Origin of the sequence: Streptomyces sp. 2A115 (assembly GCF_052245575.1) — a bacterium.
GTDB lineage: Bacteria > Actinomycetota > Actinomycetes > Streptomycetales > Streptomycetaceae > Streptomyces.
The window spans coordinates 34284-49459 of record NZ_JBQQCG010000089.1; the positions used below are offsets into that span (position 1 = coordinate 34284).

The window sequence follows — 15176 nt, forward strand, 5'->3', positions numbered from 1 at the left end:
ATGAGCGGAGCGCCCCGGCTCCCGGTCCGCGGCGGCGACCTCCCCCACTCGCGACTTCGCTTGAGCGGGGGGACCCCCATCGCCGCCCGCGTACGCCCCTACTCGCTCACCGGCGGCCGTACGCGCTTCGGCCACGTGCTGCTCGTCGAGACGTTCGTGGCGGCGCTCGAAGCCCCCGAGGAGCGGCGGGAGCTGGAGAATGGTTCCCTCTCGACCCGGGTGATGCCGGAGATGCGGGCCATCGTCGAACTCTGCCGCCGGATGCGGACGGTGGCCGAGATCGCCGCCCTGCTGAGGATGCCGCTCGGTGTGGTCCGGGTGCTCATCAGCGACCTGGCGGACCAGGGAAAGATCCGTGTGTACGGAACAGGTCACGGCCCGGGACAGCCGGACCGCGCTCTGCTGGAAAGGGTGCTGAGTGGACTCCGTCGTCTCTGACGCCTCCCGCGTCTCCGATGGCTCTGGTTTCTCCGAACTCGTCGTACCCGACGAGGAGTTGAAGGCCTGGCAGACCGACCGGACGCGCGCCCCGATCGCCACGAAGATCGTGGTGGCGGGCGGCTTCGGCGTCGGCAAGACCACGCTGGTGGGCGCCGTCTCGGAGATAACGCCTCTCCAGACGGAGGCGCTGATGACCCAGGCCAGCGAGGGCACCGACGACCTCAGCGGAACGCCCGAGAAGCTGACCACCACCGTGGCCATGGACTACGGGCGCATCACGCTCGACGACGACCTGGTCCTGTATCTGTTCGGCACGCCGGGGCAGCCGCGCTTCTGGTTCATGTGGGACGACCTGGTGCGCGGCGCCATCGGCGCGGTGGTCCTCGCCGACACCCGGCGCCTGACGGACTGTTTCCCGGCGCTCGACTACTTCGAGAGCTGCGGATTGCCGTACGTCGTCGCGGTCAACCACTTCGACGGCAGCGACGAGTTCGAGCCGGAGGATGTGCGCGAGGCCTTGACCGTGCCCGGACACATACCTGTCATGATCATGGATGCCAGGCGCCGGATCTCGGTGGTCGAGACCCTGCTCGACCTGGTGAGGCACGCGCTCGACGCGAGCCCCGAATAGGACGTACGCAGAGTTAGGACCCGCATGCGGAAGATACTCGTCGTCGGAGCCGGCCAGTCCGGTCTCCAGCTCGCCCTCGGACTCCAGTCGCACGGGTACGAGGTCACCCTGATGTCCAACCGGACGGCGGACGAGATCCGTACCGGCCGCGTCATGTCCACGCAGTGCATGTTCCACACGGCACTGCAGCACGAGCGCGATCTCCAGCTGAACTTCTGGGAGTCCCAGGCCCCGAAGATCGAAGGACTCGGCGTCTCGGTGGCCGCGCCCGGCTCCCACGACCCGGGGCCCACACAGCGCGCGATCGACTGGGTGGGCAAGCTCGACGGGTACGCGCAGTCCGTGGACCAGCGCGTGAAGATGGCCGGCTGGATGGAGACGTTCGCCCAGCGCGGCGGCCAGCTCGTCATCCACGGCGCGGCGGTCTCCGACCTCGACTTCTTCGCCCGTACGTACGACCTCGTCCTCGTCTCGGCGGGCAAGGGCGAGCTGGTCTCGATGTTCGGCCGTGACGCCTCCCGCTCCCCGTACACGCAGCCGCAGCGCGCCCTCGCCGTCGCGTACGTCCACGGTCTGGGCCCGCGCCCGGAGCACCCCGACTACGAGGCGGTCCGCTGCAACCTCGTCCCCGGCGTCGGCGAGCTCTTCGTCATGCCGACGCTCACCACCTCCGGCCGCGCGGACATCCTCTTCCTGGAGGGCATACCCGGCGGCCCGCTGGACGTCTTCAAGGGCGTCAAGGACCCGGCGGAGCACCTCTCCCTGACCCTGGAACTCATGGAGCGGTTCACGCCGTGGGAGTACGCGCGGGCCACGAAGGTCGAGCTGACGGACGCCGGCGGCACGCTTGCCGGTCGCTACACGCCCACTGTCCGCAACCCGGTCGGCCGGCTGCCGGGTGGTGGTCTGGTCCTCGGCGTCGCCGACGTGGTCGTCGCGAACGACCCGATCACCGGTCAGGGCTCCAACTCGGCGTCGAAGTGCGCGGCATCGTATCTCGACTCGATCCTGTCGCACGGCGAGAAGGCGTTCGACGAGGCGTGGATGCGGGCCACGTTCGAGCGGTACTGGGACACGGCGCAGTACGTGACGAAGTGGACGAACGCGATGCTTGGTGCTCCGCCGGAGCACGTGCTCAACCTCATCGGTGCCGCCGGTCAACTCCCGCCTGTGGCGGACCGTTTCGCCAACGGCTTCGACGATCCGGGGGACTACGAGAACTTCTTCTATGAGCCGGAGAAGACTGAGGCGTATCTGGCGTCGGTAGTGGGGGGCTGAGCGCTCTGTCCCGGGTGCGGGTCGGTGGGTGCTGGTCGCGCCCACGCGGCGGAGCCGCATATCGATACAGCCCCGCGCCCCTGAAGGGGCGCTCCCTGCCAGGCGCTCTCACAGGGCGCTGTAGCCCTCGTCCGAGCCATCCGTGGCACCCCGGGGGAGCTTCGGCGGCGTGTACCGCCGCAGGGGCTGCCCGTCGGGGTCCGGCCGTACGGCCCCCAACACCGGGTTGGCCGCGATCGGTGAGACCTTGACCTTCGCCCCCGGTCGTGGCGCCTGCACCACCATCCCGTCACCCAGATAGATCGCCACATGCGTGGCCTCGGGGAAGTAGACCACCAGGTCCCCGGGGCGCAGTTCGCTCAGTGGGATCCGGTCGAGCTGGGCCCACTGCTCCTGGCTGGTCCGGGGGATTGGATGCCCCGCGTGGTCCCAGGCCTGTGACGTGAGCCCCGAGCAGTCGTACGCGTCCGGCCCCTCGGCGCCCCACTCGTACGGCTTCCCGATCTGCTCAACGGCATGGCGCAAGGCCTCATCACCCTGCCGGGAGGGCGGCCGCGAGCTGCTCAGCGCCCCCGACGCCGTGAACTCCTTCTGCGCCTCGGCCACCCCGGACTTCTCCAACTCGGCCAGCTGGGCGATCTGCCCGGCGCTGAGCGAGGCGAGCAGCTCTTCAACCTCTCCGAGGCGCTTCCGCGCCGCGGCCCGGTCCTTCTTCTGCCGTTCGGCGAGACTGAGCTGGTCGTCCAGTGCCCGGCGAGCCTCACGCGCCAGCTCGGCGGTCCTCTTCTCACGCCCCGCGAGCCGGTCCACCGTCTCGGCCCGGTCCAGCGCGACCTGCCGGATCACCTGGCCCTGGTCGAGGGCGTGCTGCGGATCCCGGGCGAGCAGCAGCCGTACGTACGAGGAGATCTCGTTCCTGCCCTGGTACTGCTGCCGGGCGAGCAGCCCCGCGGCGCCACGACTGTCCTGGAGCGAGAGCCGGGCCGCGGCGAGCCGCCGGTTGAGCTTCGCGACCTCGGTCCGCTGCCGCTTCAGCTTCTCGGCGGTCGCGTTGTACGCCTCGGTGGCCTTCTCGGCATCCCGGTACAGCCGCTGAAGGTCCGTCAGCAACTCGGCGACGGACCGCTCGGTGGGCTCGGGTGCGGCACTGTCGGCCTGCTCGGGTACGGAGCTGTCACCGGGCTGGGATGCGGAGCTCTCGCCGGGCTCGGGCGCAGCCGCGGTCGGTGCGGCCGCGGCCGGGACAGCGACGGCCGGCACGGGCGCGAGTACGGCGCCGGCCGTGATCGCCGCCGTACAGACCAACCGCAGAAGCCTTCCTGACACGTCATCACCTCCGGTGCGGGGCGGCCCTTCCGCTCGTCCGCACCGCGAGCATCAGACGCCCGCGCGAACTTCGCGCGCGGACCGTGGGCGGTTCGGCCCAACGAGGTCACTCGTCGGCGTCATCCGACTTGCCGTCCGGCGTGGTGTCTGGCTTGATGCCCGGCGCGGTGCCCGGAGTGGTGTCAGGCTTGGACCACGGCCACTTGAGCTTGCCGCCGCTCCTGCCTTCGGGGTCGTACTCGTACTTCCACCCCTGGTGCAGGCCCAGCCGCTTGCTCGTGGCCGCTTGGACGCGGCGGTAGACCAGGACTGTCGGCGGACCGCCCGCCGCGTCCGGCACCGGAACCCGGTACACCTTCGGCGGGTGTCCGGTCGGACCGAGCAGGATCGGCAGCACGCGGCCGTCCAGGGGACCGCCCTCGAAGGGGGTGTCTTCGCTCTTCACGCAGTCAGTGTCACAAACGGGGACCGGGCCGGCGGCACAGGCCGTCCGGTCACAGCAGGTGTGCCGCGTCGCGCACCACGGGCAGTACCCGACGGGCCAGGGCACCCAGGGGCCCGTCCGAGGCCTCCATCGCGACCGCGGCCCGTACGACTCCCGCGGTCTGCGCGTCCCGCCCCGCGGTCGCCACCAGACACGCCATGAACTGCTCGACGAGCCAGTCCCGCAACTCGTCCAGCGGCGGTTCCTTCTCCTCGTCCAGCCAGATCAACGAGGCGGCCTCGACGGCCGTGATCCACATCCGGACGGTCATCCGCAGCCGGGGCCCCGGCTCCTCGACCTCCACATGACTCAGGATGTGCTCGGCGGCGGCCCGCCGCACCCCGTCCACGATGGCCGTGGTCCGCGACGTCTCGACGACGCTCCCGCCCTGCAACAGTGCGCTGAACCCGGCGTCATGCTGATCCACGAACCCGAGATAACGGTCCAGGGCGTTCGCGAGCCGCTGCGTGAGCGGGCCCTCCGGCGGTTCGGCGAAACACTTCTCCAGCTCCTCCGCGGCCGACCGCAGGGCTGCCTCGTACAGCTGCTGCTTGCCGCCCGGGAAGTACCGGTACACCAACGGCCGCGAGACGCCGGCCGCCTCCGCCACGTCGTCCAGCGAGACCTCCTCCGGCGCCCTGTGCGCGAACAGCGACAGCGCCGCCTCGAGCAGCTGGCTCCGCCGCTCCTCGACACCGAGCCGCCGGTACGCGCGTGTGGGAGCCTCCGAGGTCATGTCCCGCAGCGTAACGCTCCGCTTTGGTTGGGCGGGTGGGTGCGGGTTGGCTTGAGCTGGGTGCGCAGTTCCCCGCGCCCCTGGAAAGCGTTCCTCGGGTCGGTTCGTATGGTGCGGGTGGGTGGGGGCTTGTCGCGCAGTTCCTCGCGCCCCTAAAAGACTTGGGGGGCTTGGGTTGGTTCTTACACTGCCGGTCCTCTTGGGCTGAGCGCGCAGTTCCCCGCGCCCCCTGAAGGGGCCCCAGCCCACCACTCGTCTGCAGTCTTCCGTCGGCGTGAGGGGACGTGCCGGGGCGTCCGAGCGCCGCGCTTCCCGGCCAACCCGACTACCTCAGAGTGGCGGTCGGATGCCCCGGCGCGGCCCCGACCCCCCACACACCCAAGGGGCGCGGGGAACTGCGCGACCAGCCCCCACCACCCCGCACCCAAACAAACAACCCAACCGCCCAACCACAGCGGAGCGTCACGCCAGCAAGCCCGACGACCTCCAAAGCCGCCGCCCCGCACCCCGCAGTACCCCGATGTCATCGAGGAAGTCCGTCAACCGCTTCGCGCCGGACTGCATGACGTCCCTTCGATGCGCACTCGCCCTCACCTGCGCCATGGCCTCACGCCGGTCGAGCCCGACGTTCACGTACACCTCGGGATTGATGAAGGCGACCGAGAAGACCCGCGCGAACTCACCGGAGCTGACCCGGGTGAACTCCTGTGACCAGCGCGGCGCGGTCACCATCTGGCGCCGCAGCTCCTCCCGCGCGTACCGGACATGCCGCGACTCCTCCACCACATGGATCCGCGTGACACCCCGGATCAGCGTCTGGACGCGCTCGTCCGGGAACGTCAGCCGCTGCATCCAGTCGAGCACCTCCTCGCCGAGCAGCGTGGCCGTGAAGGAGCCGGGCGTAGTCGAGACGGTCTTGAAGAAGCGCCCGAGGTTCTGGTGGGCCCGGCTCACCGGGTAGTACGGCGTCCCGCCCCGGCTGATGAGCCGCGCGAACATCTTCGAGTGCCGGCACTCGTCCTCGATCTCGGTCAGCGCGTACCGCACGTGCGCGCTCGTCGCCGCCTTGTCGTAGACGTGCCGCACCAGCAGCTGCATCAGGATGAGTTCGAACCAGATGCCGAGCGAGGCGAGCGCCGCGGCCTCGTGCTGCGACAGCCGGATCCGCTGCTCCTCACTCATCCGCTTCCACAGAGGTGTGCCGTACAGCGACACCAGCTCCGGCGGCCAGAACCACTTGCCCTCCTCGAAGGGCGCGTCCCAGTCCAGCTCCTTGTCCGGGTCGAAGGAGTGCTTCGCGGAGGAGTCGAGCAGCCGCTCGGCGACCTGCTCCCGGTCCTTGAGCAGACCGAGGGCGTCGCGCAGCCCGTCGAGTCCGTCTTCCGTCACGGTCGTCATGGCTGTGCCCACCTCGTCGTACGGGAAGTCATCGGGAAGTTCGGCGTTACCGGCGGTCACGTCTTATGAGACTGCTTGTCAGCAAGCTCGTCAATCCCTCCTGCGCGACTTGTTGACCCGCCGTCTACTACGTGTGAACCTGCGACACATGGCGACCTACGACCTCTACGCCACGGACCCCGGAAACCCCCTCTGGCAGGTGCCCGCGACGGGTGCGGCGCGGTTCAGCTGGGAGTACGACGAAGGGCGCGAGCGCCTGCTCGCCCTCTACCAGAAGGGCAAGGACAAGCAGTGGGACGGTCAGAAACGGATCGACTGGCACTTGGAGGTCGACCCGCACGATCCGCTCGGCACCCCCGACGAGTCGATGTCGATCTACGGCACCCCGTACTGGGCGAAGATGAACGACCGGGACAAGGGAGAGCTGCGCAAGCACTTCACCTCCTGGCAGTTCAGCCAGTTCCTGCACGGTGAGCAGGGGGCCATGGTCTGCGCGGCCCGCATCGTCGAATCCGTCCCCGACCTGGACGCGAAGCTCTACTCGGCGACCCAGACGATGGACGAGGCCCGTCACGCGGAGATCTACGCCCGCTTCCTCCACGAGAAGATCGGGATGCTCTACCCGATCAACGACAACCTCCAGTCGCTGCTCGGCGACACCCTCCGCGACTCCCGGTGGGACATGCCGTACCTGGGGATGCAGGTCCTCATCGAGGGCCTGGCCCTCGCCGCCTTCGGCATGATCAGGGACACCACGGACAAGCCCCTCCCGAAACAGATCCTCGCGTACGTCATGCAGGACGAGGCCCGCCACGTCGCCTTCGGCCGCATGGCGCTGCGCGACTACTACAAGCAGCTCTCCGACGCCGAACTGCGCGAACGCGAGGAGTTCGTCATCGAGGGCTGCTACCTGATGCGCGACCGTCTGCGCGGCGTCGAGGTCCTGGAGAACTTCGGCATCCCGAAAGCGGAGGCCGAGGAGTACAGCGAGCAGTCCGAATTCCTCGCCCTGTTCCGCCAGTTGCTGTTCTCCCGCATCGTCCCCTGTGTGAAGGACATCGGCCTGTGGGGCAAACGCCTCCAGCAGGCCTACGTGGACATGGGCGTCTTCGACATGGGCAACTCCAACCTCGACCAGCTGATGTCCCAGGACGAGGAGATCGCGGAGAAGCTGGACGCGGAACGGTTCGCCGCGGAGGAGCGGGCGCGGGTGGCGGAGGTGGGGGAGGCGATCGAGGCGGGGGCTGAGTCCTAGCACCCGTCAACGGCACGCCCGGTCATCACTCGGCGGAGGGGCGAGTCGACGTGCCCCCTGGGTACGCTGGCCCTACCAGGCAGACTCCGCCGCATGGGAGCAATCATGAGCGCCGCACGCGAGTACGGGCCGGACGACCAGTACGAGTGGCCCCGTCCGCCGGTCGGCGGTTGGACGGCGGATGATCTCGACCGGCTTCCGAATCTACCTCCGCACACGGAGCTGATCGACGGGAGCCTCGTCTTCGTGGGTCCGCAGACCCGCTTTCATATGCGCACCATGCGCTTGCTGGAGACCACACTGCTGGCCCAAGCACCAGACGAGTTCGACATCGACCGAGAGTTCAGCGTCAGGCTCAACAAGCGCAACCGGCCGGAGCCCGACATCCTGGTGATCCGTGCGGATGCGGACACCGGGCCCCGGCAGACGTTCCTCCATCCCGATGACGTCGTCCTCGCCGTCGAGGTCGTTTCGGACGATTCCGAAGAGCGCGATCGCGAAGTCAAGCCCAAGAAGTACGCCGAGGCGGGCATCCCCACTTCTGGCGCGTGGAGGAGAACGACGGCCTGCCGGTGGTCTACGTCTACGAGCTCGACCCTGCCACGGGTTCGTACGTCGTCATGGGAATCCACCACAACCAGCTCAAGCTGACCGAACCGTTCCCCCTCACCATCGACCTCACCGCGATCAACCGTCGACCCGCGCGCCCCGAGCCGCAGGGCTGACCACCGGACGAGCGTCCCGCGGCGGAAACGACGTCCGCAGACTGAACGCGTAAGCCGTAGCCCCGTGCGTCCGCAGATGCAGCAACCGCTCCTCCGCCTCGGCCACCGTCGGCCGGTGCCCCGCCGGCACCCACCACAGCGTCGTGACCGCCTCCGCCAGCCGTTCGAACCACTCGCGGCGCCGGGACAGAAGCTCACGATGCTGCCCCTGGTACATGAACGCGGTGAGGGCGTTGGTGTCCCGCCACACCGTCAGATTGACGATCAGCCAGTCGTCGCCGAAGACCGGTACGTCCGTCGCGTTGCCCGAGTCGCTCTGCAGGCGCCACACGAAACCGTCGGCGGCGTCGGCGACCGCGTTCACCGGGTCGAGTGCGTCGACGAAGTCCTTCAACTGCGGGGAATCCAGAGGGGCTTTGAGGCGGGCGATGTTGACCTGGGCGAGCTCGAACGCGGCTGCGGGCTGAGTCATGTACCGAACGTTAGGTCGGTGGCCGGGCGCGCGACACCCCCCGTCTCACGGAGCGGGCACGAGTCCATCGGCTCCGACAACACCGGCATCGCGCAGGCCTTCCTCGTGCCGGCCCCCGAAACCCTCACACTCGCCACCATCCCCGCGCCTCTCACAGGCGCCCTCTTCGCCGCGTGAGCTTCTGTGAACCGTCGACCGGGGCATCGGCATGACCGCCGAGCGCCTCGCCCAGGCCAACGCCCTGCTGTCCGGCAGCGGTTCGTCGCTGCTCGCCGCGCCCACCCGGTACCTCGGCCACCATGTGGTGGGCACGCTCGCGGCTCGGCTCGGCGCCCATGTCGAACCGCTGCCCATCCCGGACTCGGGCGTCACGGCCTACATCGCGCTGCCCGGCACGCTCGTCCAGCAGCCGGAGCCGTCCACCTCGCCGTCAACCGCCGCCGCCGGATGAGGAGTTGAGCGACGAGGAGTCGCGTGACGAGGACTTGAGCGGCGAGGTCTTGAGTGGCGAGGCCTTGAGCGACGAAGAGTCGAGTACGGCCTCCATCACCGATCTGGCGATCGGCGCCGCGTCCCCGCCCCCGCTGATGTCACCCCGCTCCGCCGCCGCGTCCTCGACGACCACCGCGACGGCCACCGCCGGTGCCATGCCGTCGTCCGCCTGGGCCCAGGAGATGAACCAGGCATACGGCGTACCGGAGTTGTCGATGCCGTGCTGGGCGGTGCCGGACTTGCCGCCGACGGTGGCGCCGGGGACGGCGGCGTTCGTGCCGGTGCCCTCTTCCACGACGTCCGTCATCAGCTCGCGCAACCGTACGGCGGTGGCGGGGTTCATGGCCTGGCGGAGGGTCCGCTGCCCGGTGGCCGACACCGTGTCGCCGTCGTCCGTGGTGGTGCGCTCCACCAGGTGGGGCGCACGCACGGAGCCGTTGTCGGCGACGGCCGCGGCGACCATCGCCATCTGCAGGGGTGTCGCCCGGGTGTTGTACTGGCCGATGGAGGAGAGCGCGAGCTGGGCCGGGTCCACCCGCGTGTCGAAGGTGCTGGGGGAGACCTGGAACGGGATCCTCAACCCCCCGTCGTTGAAGCCGAATTCAGCCGCCATGGCCCGCATCCGGCTCGACCCCACATCCACGCCCAGCTTGGCGAAGACCGTGTTGCACGACCACTCGAAGGCATAGCGCAGCGACGCGTTCGCGCACCCCTCGACCTCGTTCGTCAGCCGCGCCGAGCTGCCCGGCAGCCGATACGGGTCAGGGGACTTGGTGGGCGCGTCCACGTCTGTCACCACGCCCGCGTCGAGGGCCGCCGCCGCGGTGATCACCTTGAAGGTCGAGCCGGGCGGATACGTCTGCCGCACGGCCCGGTTGAGCATCGGCTTGTCCGCGGCGCCGTGCAGCCGCGCCCACGCGTCCGCCACTGCCGAGTCCGTCCCGGAGAGCTCCCCGGGGTCGTAGGAGGGGGTGGAGACCAGTACCAGGATCCGTCCCGTGGACGGTTCGATCGCGGCCACCGCGCCCCGCCGGGCGCCGAGTCCGGTGTACGCCGCCTGCTGCGCGGCCGGGTCGAGGGTCGTGACGACGTTGCCGCCGGGGTTGCGCGCACGCGTGAGGTCGTTCCACAGGGGGAGCGGGGAGAGCATCGGGTCGGTGCCCGCGAGGAGGTCGTCCTCGGCGTTCTCCAGGAGGTCCGTTCCGTACACCTGCGAGGCGAAGCCGGTGACGGGCGCGTACAACGGGCCGTTCTTGTACGTCCGTTCGTAGCGGAACCGCTCGCCCGAGTCCCTGGAACCCGTCACCGCCCTGCCCCCGACCAGGATGTTCCCGCGCGGCTGGCCGTAACGGGCGATCGTGTGGCGGCGGTTGGCCGGATTCTCGTCGTACGAGCCGGCCTGGACGATCTGGATGCGGGTGGCGTTCACGAGGAGGGCGATCAGGAGGAGGGCGCAGAAGGCGGCGGCGTGCCGGATGTACCGGGTCATGGGGCGGCCGCCCACGGTCGGGGCGCTCATGACACGGCCTCCACGTCCAACTGCCCTCCGTCGTAGTGCCCGCCGTCATACCGGCCCACCTCGGACTGGCCGCGTGCCGAGTCGCTGACGCGGATCAGCAGCGCCACGATGATCCAGTTCGTGACGACCGACGAACCGCCCTGCGCCAGGAACGGCATCGCCATACCCGTCAGCGGGATCAGCCCGGTGACGCCGCCCGCGATCACGAAGACCTGGAGCGCCACGATCGAGGCGAGTCCCACGGCGAGCAGCCGCCCGAAGGGGTCGCGCAGGGCGAGGCCCGCCCGGTAGCCGCGCTCGACCAGCAGCCCGTACAGCAGGAAGATCGCGGACAGGCCGGCGAGGCCGAGTTCCTCGCCCGCCGTGGCCAGGATGAAGTCCGACTTGGCGGCGAAGCCGATGAGGGCCGAGTGGCCGAGGCCGAGGCCCGTGCCGAGGAGGCCGCCGGCGGCGAACGCGAAGAGGGACTGGGCGAGTTGGTTCGGTCCCTGGCCCGCGTCGATCGACGCGAAGGGGTGCAGCCAGTCCTCGACGCGGCTGTGCACGTGCGGCTCCAGCCGGCCGACGGCGAAGGCGCCGAACACCGCGAGCAGCAGGCCCACCGCGAGCCAGCCGGTGCGACCCGTGGCCACGTACAGCAAGATCACGAACAGGCCGAAGAAGAGCAGCGAGGTGCCGAGATCCCGCTCCAGGACCAGGACGAGGACGCTCAGCAGCCAGATCGCGACCACCGGGCCGAGTACGCGGCCGGTGGGCAGCTGGAGCTTGCAGATACGGCGGCCCGTGTACGCGAGGGCGGCGCGGTTCGCCGCGAGATAACCGGCGAAGAAGACCGCGAGCAGGATCTTCGCGAACTCGCCCGGCTGGATGGAGAATCCGGCGATCCGGATCCAGATCCGGGCGCCGTTCACCGAGGGGAAGAAGATCGGCAGGACGAGGAGGACCAGGGCGGTGACGACGGAGACGTACGCGTAGCGCTGGAGGAGTCTGTGGTCGCGCAGGAGCACCACGACCGCGATGAACAGGCCCACGCCCAGCGTCGACCAGACGAGCTGGGTGGGGGCCGCCCGGTCGGCCGGGGTCTCCAGGTCGAGCCGGTAGATCAGCACCAGGCCCAGTCCGTTGAGCAGCACGGCGATCGGGAGCAGCAGCGGATCGGCGCACGGCGCCCGCAGGCGCACCGCGACGTGCGCGAGGAGCGCGAGGATGCCGAGCCCGGCGCCGTAACCGGCGGCGCCGGGCGGCACGGAGCCGTTCCTGGCGAGGCCGACGTCGCAGTAGCCGTACACCGAGAGCAGGACGGCCACGACGATGAGGGTGAACTCGATGCCACGGCGCCGGGGGAGGCGTACAGCGGGAGCCGGCGGGTCCGCCTGCGCTGTGGTTCCGGGCGGGGTCATGTCCGGAACGTAGCAAGCGCGGGCGGGATATCCCGTTATGTCATCCCGTCATGTCATCCGTGATGTCGCCCGGGTACGGCAGGTGTGCCGGGCCGCTGGGCGGTCTCAGCACCAGCGGGGCGCCGGGCCGATGTTGTCGATGAAGCGGGCCGCGCCCCAGGCCCAGGTGCCGTCCGCGAGGAGGTACCAGAGGGGATTGCCCTTGACGCTCTCGCCGGGTGTCTTGCAGAAGATGGACACGATCTCGCCGTGGTGCGCGTGCCTGATGACGGCACTGCCGCGGGTCGGCTTGTCGCGGAGGTTCAGTCCGCCGGGCGCGTTGACGCGACCTTGGTAGAACTCGTGGTGGTGGCCGTCGTGGTGGTGGCCCCAGTCGTCGTGGGCGCCGTTGGCGAGGGCCGGGCTCGCGGCGCCGACGACGAGGGCCCCGCCGGCGGCGGCTATGCCGAGGCTGACGAGAGCGGTACGCAGGGACATGGCGGGCTCCTCCAGAAACGGGAACAGAGCTGACTAATCGCCACATTAGGAGTGTGCTTCAGGGAGCGCCCGTCGCACTGAGCCATCGGAGACGAGCGGACGCTCAGGGCCGCGCCCCAAAGGGGTGCGGGACCAGACCGTGCGGTACTCATGGCCCGCCGGCTTCGACGGCGAGCGGATGATCACGTCCCGGCCCGCGATCTCGACGCTGAGCGTGCTGTCGGTCGTCGCCATGACCTCGACCAGCCTGTGGTCGATGAAGGTGTGGGCGCGTACGCACAGCTGGTTCTCGGGCATCCGCATGCCGAGCACCATGTCGTCCTCCCCGTCTCGGGTGAGGTCGCGGTAGTACGCCCGGCGGACCGGGCATTTCCCGCCATGCTCGTCCTTCTCTCCGCCCCTCTCGCCGCACTCCTTGATCTGCTGGACCGTCTCCCAGTAGGGCGCCTTCACGCCGGTGTACTCGTCCGGATGCGCGGCGATCTCCGCGCGGATGACCCGACCGGGTCGGCCTTGCGGATGTCGTCGCCGGGTGCTGTGACGCCCTTGACCGTCTCCGTGTCCGCCTCGCCGTAGTCGAGGACGGGTGAGGCGGCGGGCGGGATCTCGGGCCGCGACCGGGTCGGGCCCACGGCGGTGGACGTCGGGCCCGCGCCGCGCAGGTCGCCCGGGTCGCCGCAGCCGGCCAGCACCAGGGCGGCCGCTGCCACGGCCACGGGGAGCGCGAGCCCGGCGCGCGGCGCTCGCGAGGTGGTGGGGGCGCGCGGGGCGGTTCCGGGTGCCCGCGGGGCGGCTGTGGATCACTGCGTTCCTGGTGTGTGGGTGCCGTGACCAGTTGTGACGGGCACCAGACCCGTACGCCTTGGGCAAACCTGTACACCTTATTCGTGCGAAAGTCCTTTTTGTTCGTCGGTTGGATCTTGTCGGTCGCGGTCGCGGTCGCGGTGGTCGTGGTGGTGGCGGCGGGCGGCTCGCGCTATTCGGCCAGTTCCTCCAGCAGCCGGGCCGTGGCGAGGCCCGTCTGCAGGTACTCCACGAAGAGCTCGTTGTGCAGTGCCCAGGGCGAGCGGCGGGAGCGGATCAGGCGGATCGCCTCGTCGGCCGTACGGCCCGCGCTGATCAGGGCGTGGGCGATGACCAGACCCGAGCGGTTGTAACCGTGGTAGCAGCGGACCAGGACACTGCGGCCCGCGTCGCGCGCCTCGCCCGCGGCCCGCGCGAGCCGCATCACGCCGGCCAGCTGCGTACCGTCCAGCGGGCCGTCCGGGATCGGCCACACATGGTGTTCCACGCCCTCGTCGGGGCCGTGGCCGGGTAGTCGGAGCAGGGTCAGGACCAGGTCGAACTCATCACGAACGACGGCGAACTCCCGTTCTCCCGACCGGCCCGCGTACTCGTGTCCGCCCATCCACAGGCCGGGCACGATCTCACTCCACGGACTGTCCGGGGCCGGCACATCGGGTTGCTTCCTGCGAGCCCGCAACGGCGCCTCCCCATCCCCAACTGCTCCCAAAGGTAACCGGCTTCTTGCCCCTGGAGCACCCCGCCTGTTCCCATGGTCGTGGGGTGATGGTGCATGAGCCGACTGCGCGTCGTACCGACCTGGCGGCACGGTCAGGAGCGGTTGTACGTCTGTCTCACGGACGGCAGGAACGTCGCCTGGTACGACAGGGAGACGGGCCGGGTCAACCTGCTCAGCGAGGAGCGGCGGGAGGACGTGCTCGATGTGCTCGGGCCGTTTCTGACCGGGGCGGTGACGGTGGGACCGCCGCCGGTGCCTACTCCTGCGGAGCTGGCGCGGCTGTCCCTGCATCCCGACGACGACCTCGCGCCGAACCGGCCCGGGGAGGCGCTCCAGGTCGCGCTCGACCGCGAACCCGGGGCTCCGCGGCGGCTGCGGCCCGATCCGCGGCGGCGGGCCCTCGAGGCGGAGCTGGCGGTCGGGGAGGCGCTGGATCGGCTGGAGGGGGCGGGGTGGCATGCGCTGCACTCGGTGCCGCTGCCCGGGGGTGACCGGGTGCACCACCTGGTGATCGGGCCGGGTGGGTTGTTCGCCGTCCATACGCTGTACGCCCGTAAGCAGCGTGTCTTCGTGGCCGATCCCATGGTCGCGGTGGGGCGTCGGGAGGGGCGGCCGTTGGTGCGGCGGGTTCGGGCCGACGCGCATCGGGCGTCGTATGCGCTTACGGCTGAGGTTCATCCTGTGCTGGCGTTGTACGGGCCCTCGGATGTCGCCGTGACGGCTTCGTTGCGGGAGGTGCGGCTTCTTCAGGACACCGATGTCAGCTCGCTTGCTCGGTCTGGGGGTGTGCTCAAGCCCGAGGATGTCGAGGCGCTGCATGCGATGGCCCGGGATCGGCGTACGTGGTTGCGGGTTTGAGGGGGGTTGCCTCCGGCGGTTGGGCGGTTGGGTGGTTTTTTGTCTGCGGGTTGGTGGGGGCTGGTCGCGCAGTTCCCCGCGCCCCTGGGGTGTGTGGGGGGTCGGGGCCGTGCCGGGGCATCCGACCGCCGCTCTGAGGTAGTTGGGTGGGCCGGGAAGCGC

Annotated in this window: 18 protein-coding genes and 1 pseudogene; 8 read left to right on the top strand and 11 right to left on the bottom strand. The window is 70.0% G+C overall.

Annotation, left to right across the window (positions count from 1 at the left end):
• The 3 genes from ACTWQR_RS45850 to ACTWQR_RS45860 are packed head-to-tail and all read left to right on the top strand — an operon-like array spanning window position 1 to window position 2350.
• Window positions 1-438 (top strand): DUF742 domain-containing protein, encoded by a 438-nt coding sequence (locus ACTWQR_RS45850; protein WP_443233272.1) that lies wholly within the window; start codon window positions 1-3, stop codon window positions 436-438.
• Window positions 419-1072: a GTP-binding protein gene (locus tag ACTWQR_RS45855; protein ID WP_443233256.1), complete on the top strand. Its 654-nt coding sequence runs from the start codon at window positions 419-421 to the stop codon at window positions 1070-1072. The genes ACTWQR_RS45850 and ACTWQR_RS45855 overlap by 20 nt, the downstream gene beginning before the upstream one ends.
• Window positions 1073-1096: 24 nt before the next feature.
• Window positions 1097-2350, top strand: a complete 1254-nt coding sequence (locus ACTWQR_RS45860; RefSeq protein ID WP_443233257.1) for a styrene monooxygenase/indole monooxygenase family protein — start codon at window positions 1097-1099, stop codon at window positions 2348-2350.
• Between the two features lie 108 nt (window positions 2351-2458).
• Here ACTWQR_RS45860 and ACTWQR_RS45865 read toward each other — a convergent pair whose 3' ends face one another.
• From ACTWQR_RS45865 to ACTWQR_RS45880, 4 genes are all read right to left on the bottom strand, one after another.
• Window positions 2459-3676, bottom strand: a complete 1218-nt coding sequence (locus ACTWQR_RS45865; RefSeq protein WP_443233258.1) for an NlpC/P60 family protein — start codon at window positions 3674-3676, stop codon at window positions 2459-2461.
• A 106-nt stretch (window positions 3677-3782) separates the two neighbouring features.
• Window positions 3783-4121: a hypothetical protein gene (locus ACTWQR_RS45870; protein ID WP_443233259.1), complete on the bottom strand. Its 339-nt coding sequence runs from the start codon at window positions 4119-4121 to the stop codon at window positions 3783-3785.
• 49 nt (window positions 4122-4170) lie between these two features.
• Window positions 4171-4896 (bottom strand): TetR/AcrR family transcriptional regulator, encoded by a 726-nt coding sequence (locus tag ACTWQR_RS45875; RefSeq protein ID WP_443233260.1) that lies wholly within the window; start codon window positions 4894-4896, stop codon window positions 4171-4173.
• A 462-nt stretch (window positions 4897-5358) separates the two neighbouring features.
• A complete protein-coding gene (locus ACTWQR_RS45880) occupies window positions 5359-6294 on the bottom strand; it encodes an AurF N-oxygenase family protein (protein ID WP_443233273.1) in 936 nt (311 codons plus the stop codon).
• Between the two features lie 148 nt (window positions 6295-6442).
• On the opposite strand from ACTWQR_RS45880, the gene ACTWQR_RS45885 reads away from it, so the two are divergent.
• Both ACTWQR_RS45885 and ACTWQR_RS45890 read left to right on the top strand, forming a co-directional pair.
• Window positions 6443-7549: a ferritin-like domain-containing protein gene (locus ACTWQR_RS45885; RefSeq protein WP_443233261.1), complete on the top strand. Its 1107-nt coding sequence runs from the start codon at window positions 6443-6445 to the stop codon at window positions 7547-7549.
• Window positions 7550-7654: 105 nt separating this feature from the next.
• Window positions 7655-8274, top strand: a pseudogene (locus ACTWQR_RS45890) (Uma2 family endonuclease).
• Here ACTWQR_RS45890 and ACTWQR_RS45895 read toward each other — a convergent pair.
• Window positions 8237-8746: a DUF3291 domain-containing protein gene (locus tag ACTWQR_RS45895; RefSeq protein WP_443233262.1), complete on the bottom strand. Its 510-nt coding sequence runs from the start codon at window positions 8744-8746 to the stop codon at window positions 8237-8239. The pseudogene ACTWQR_RS45890 and the gene ACTWQR_RS45895 sit on opposite strands and share 38 nt — an antisense overlap.
• Before the next feature lie 18 nt (window positions 8747-8764).
• Here ACTWQR_RS45895 and ACTWQR_RS45900 point away from each other — a divergent pair, with 18 nt between their 5' ends.
• Together ACTWQR_RS45900 and ACTWQR_RS45905 are read left to right on the top strand one after the other, a co-directional pair.
• Window positions 8765-8923: a hypothetical protein gene (locus tag ACTWQR_RS45900; RefSeq protein WP_443233263.1), complete on the top strand. Its 159-nt coding sequence runs from the start codon at window positions 8765-8767 to the stop codon at window positions 8921-8923.
• Between the two features lie 31 nt (window positions 8924-8954).
• The gene (locus tag ACTWQR_RS45905) at window positions 8955-9197 is read left to right on the top strand and encodes a hypothetical protein (RefSeq protein ID WP_443233264.1); all 243 of its coding nucleotides are present in this window, start codon (window positions 8955-8957) and stop codon (window positions 9195-9197) included.
• Here the strand turns inward: ACTWQR_RS45905 and ACTWQR_RS45910 are convergent.
• From ACTWQR_RS45910 to ACTWQR_RS45935, 6 genes are all read right to left on the bottom strand, one after another.
• Window positions 9177-10727 (bottom strand): penicillin-binding transpeptidase domain-containing protein, encoded by a 1551-nt coding sequence (locus tag ACTWQR_RS45910; RefSeq protein ID WP_443233274.1) that lies wholly within the window; start codon window positions 10725-10727, stop codon window positions 9177-9179. The two genes, ACTWQR_RS45905 and ACTWQR_RS45910, sit on opposite strands and share 21 nt — an antisense overlap.
• Window positions 10728-10753: 26 nt before the next feature.
• A complete protein-coding gene (locus ACTWQR_RS45915; RefSeq protein ID WP_443233265.1) occupies window positions 10754-12157 on the bottom strand; it encodes an FtsW/RodA/SpoVE family cell cycle protein in 1404 nt (467 codons plus the stop codon).
• Between the two features lie 105 nt (window positions 12158-12262).
• A complete protein-coding gene (locus ACTWQR_RS45920) occupies window positions 12263-12634 on the bottom strand; it encodes an SH3 domain-containing protein (protein WP_443233266.1) in 372 nt (123 codons plus the stop codon).
• A gap of 45 nt (window positions 12635-12679) precedes the next feature.
• Complete coding sequence (locus ACTWQR_RS45925; protein WP_443233267.1) at window positions 12680-13087, bottom strand: hypothetical protein; 408 nt, start codon at window positions 13085-13087, stop codon at window positions 12680-12682.
• Complete coding sequence (locus tag ACTWQR_RS45930; RefSeq protein WP_443233268.1) at window positions 13084-13350, bottom strand: hypothetical protein; 267 nt, start codon at window positions 13348-13350, stop codon at window positions 13084-13086. Before ACTWQR_RS45930 ends, ACTWQR_RS45925 begins: the two co-directional genes overlap by 4 nt.
• A gap of 260 nt (window positions 13351-13610) precedes the next feature.
• Entirely contained in the window at window positions 13611-14117 is a 507-nt protein-coding gene (locus ACTWQR_RS45935; protein WP_443233269.1) for a protein-tyrosine phosphatase family protein, read from the bottom strand.
• A 93-nt stretch (window positions 14118-14210) separates the two neighbouring features.
• Between ACTWQR_RS45935 and ACTWQR_RS45940 the strand changes: the two genes are divergently transcribed.
• A complete protein-coding gene (locus tag ACTWQR_RS45940; protein WP_443233270.1) occupies window positions 14211-15014 on the top strand; it encodes a nuclease-related domain-containing protein in 804 nt (267 codons plus the stop codon).
• Window positions 15015-15176: the final 162 nt, after the last annotated feature.

Bases quoted from the DNA above. Each gene is read 5' to 3' on its own strand.
- ACTWQR_RS45915 (WP_443233265.1), bottom strand. From the start codon at position 12,157: ATGACCCCGCCCGGAACCACAGCGCAGGCGGACCCGCCGGCTCCCGCT.
- ACTWQR_RS45895 (WP_443233262.1), bottom strand. From the start codon at position 8,746: ATGACTCAGCCCGCAGCCGCGTTCGAGCTCGCCCAGGTCAACATCGCC.
- ACTWQR_RS45875 (WP_443233260.1), bottom strand. From the start codon at position 4,896: ATGACCTCGGAGGCTCCCACACGCGCGTACCGGCGGCTCGGTGTCGAG.
- ACTWQR_RS45920 (WP_443233266.1), bottom strand. From the start codon at position 12,634: ATGTCCCTGCGTACCGCTCTCGTCAGCCTCGGCATAGCCGCCGCCGGC.
- ACTWQR_RS45850 (WP_443233272.1), top strand. From the start codon at position 1: ATGAGCGGAGCGCCCCGGCTCCCGGTCCGCGGCGGCGACCTCCCCCAC.
- ACTWQR_RS45910 (WP_443233274.1), bottom strand. From the start codon at position 10,727: ATGACCCGGTACATCCGGCACGCCGCCGCCTTCTGCGCCCTCCTCCTG.
- ACTWQR_RS45880 (WP_443233273.1), bottom strand. From the start codon at position 6,294: ATGACGACCGTGACGGAAGACGGACTCGACGGGCTGCGCGACGCCCTC.
- ACTWQR_RS45940 (WP_443233270.1), top strand. From the start codon at position 14,211: ATGAGCCGACTGCGCGTCGTACCGACCTGGCGGCACGGTCAGGAGCGG.
- ACTWQR_RS45905 (WP_443233264.1), top strand. From the start codon at position 8,955: ATGACCGCCGAGCGCCTCGCCCAGGCCAACGCCCTGCTGTCCGGCAGC.
- ACTWQR_RS45860 (WP_443233257.1), top strand. From the start codon at position 1,097: ATGCGGAAGATACTCGTCGTCGGAGCCGGCCAGTCCGGTCTCCAGCTC.
- ACTWQR_RS45885 (WP_443233261.1), top strand. From the start codon at position 6,443: ATGGCGACCTACGACCTCTACGCCACGGACCCCGGAAACCCCCTCTGG.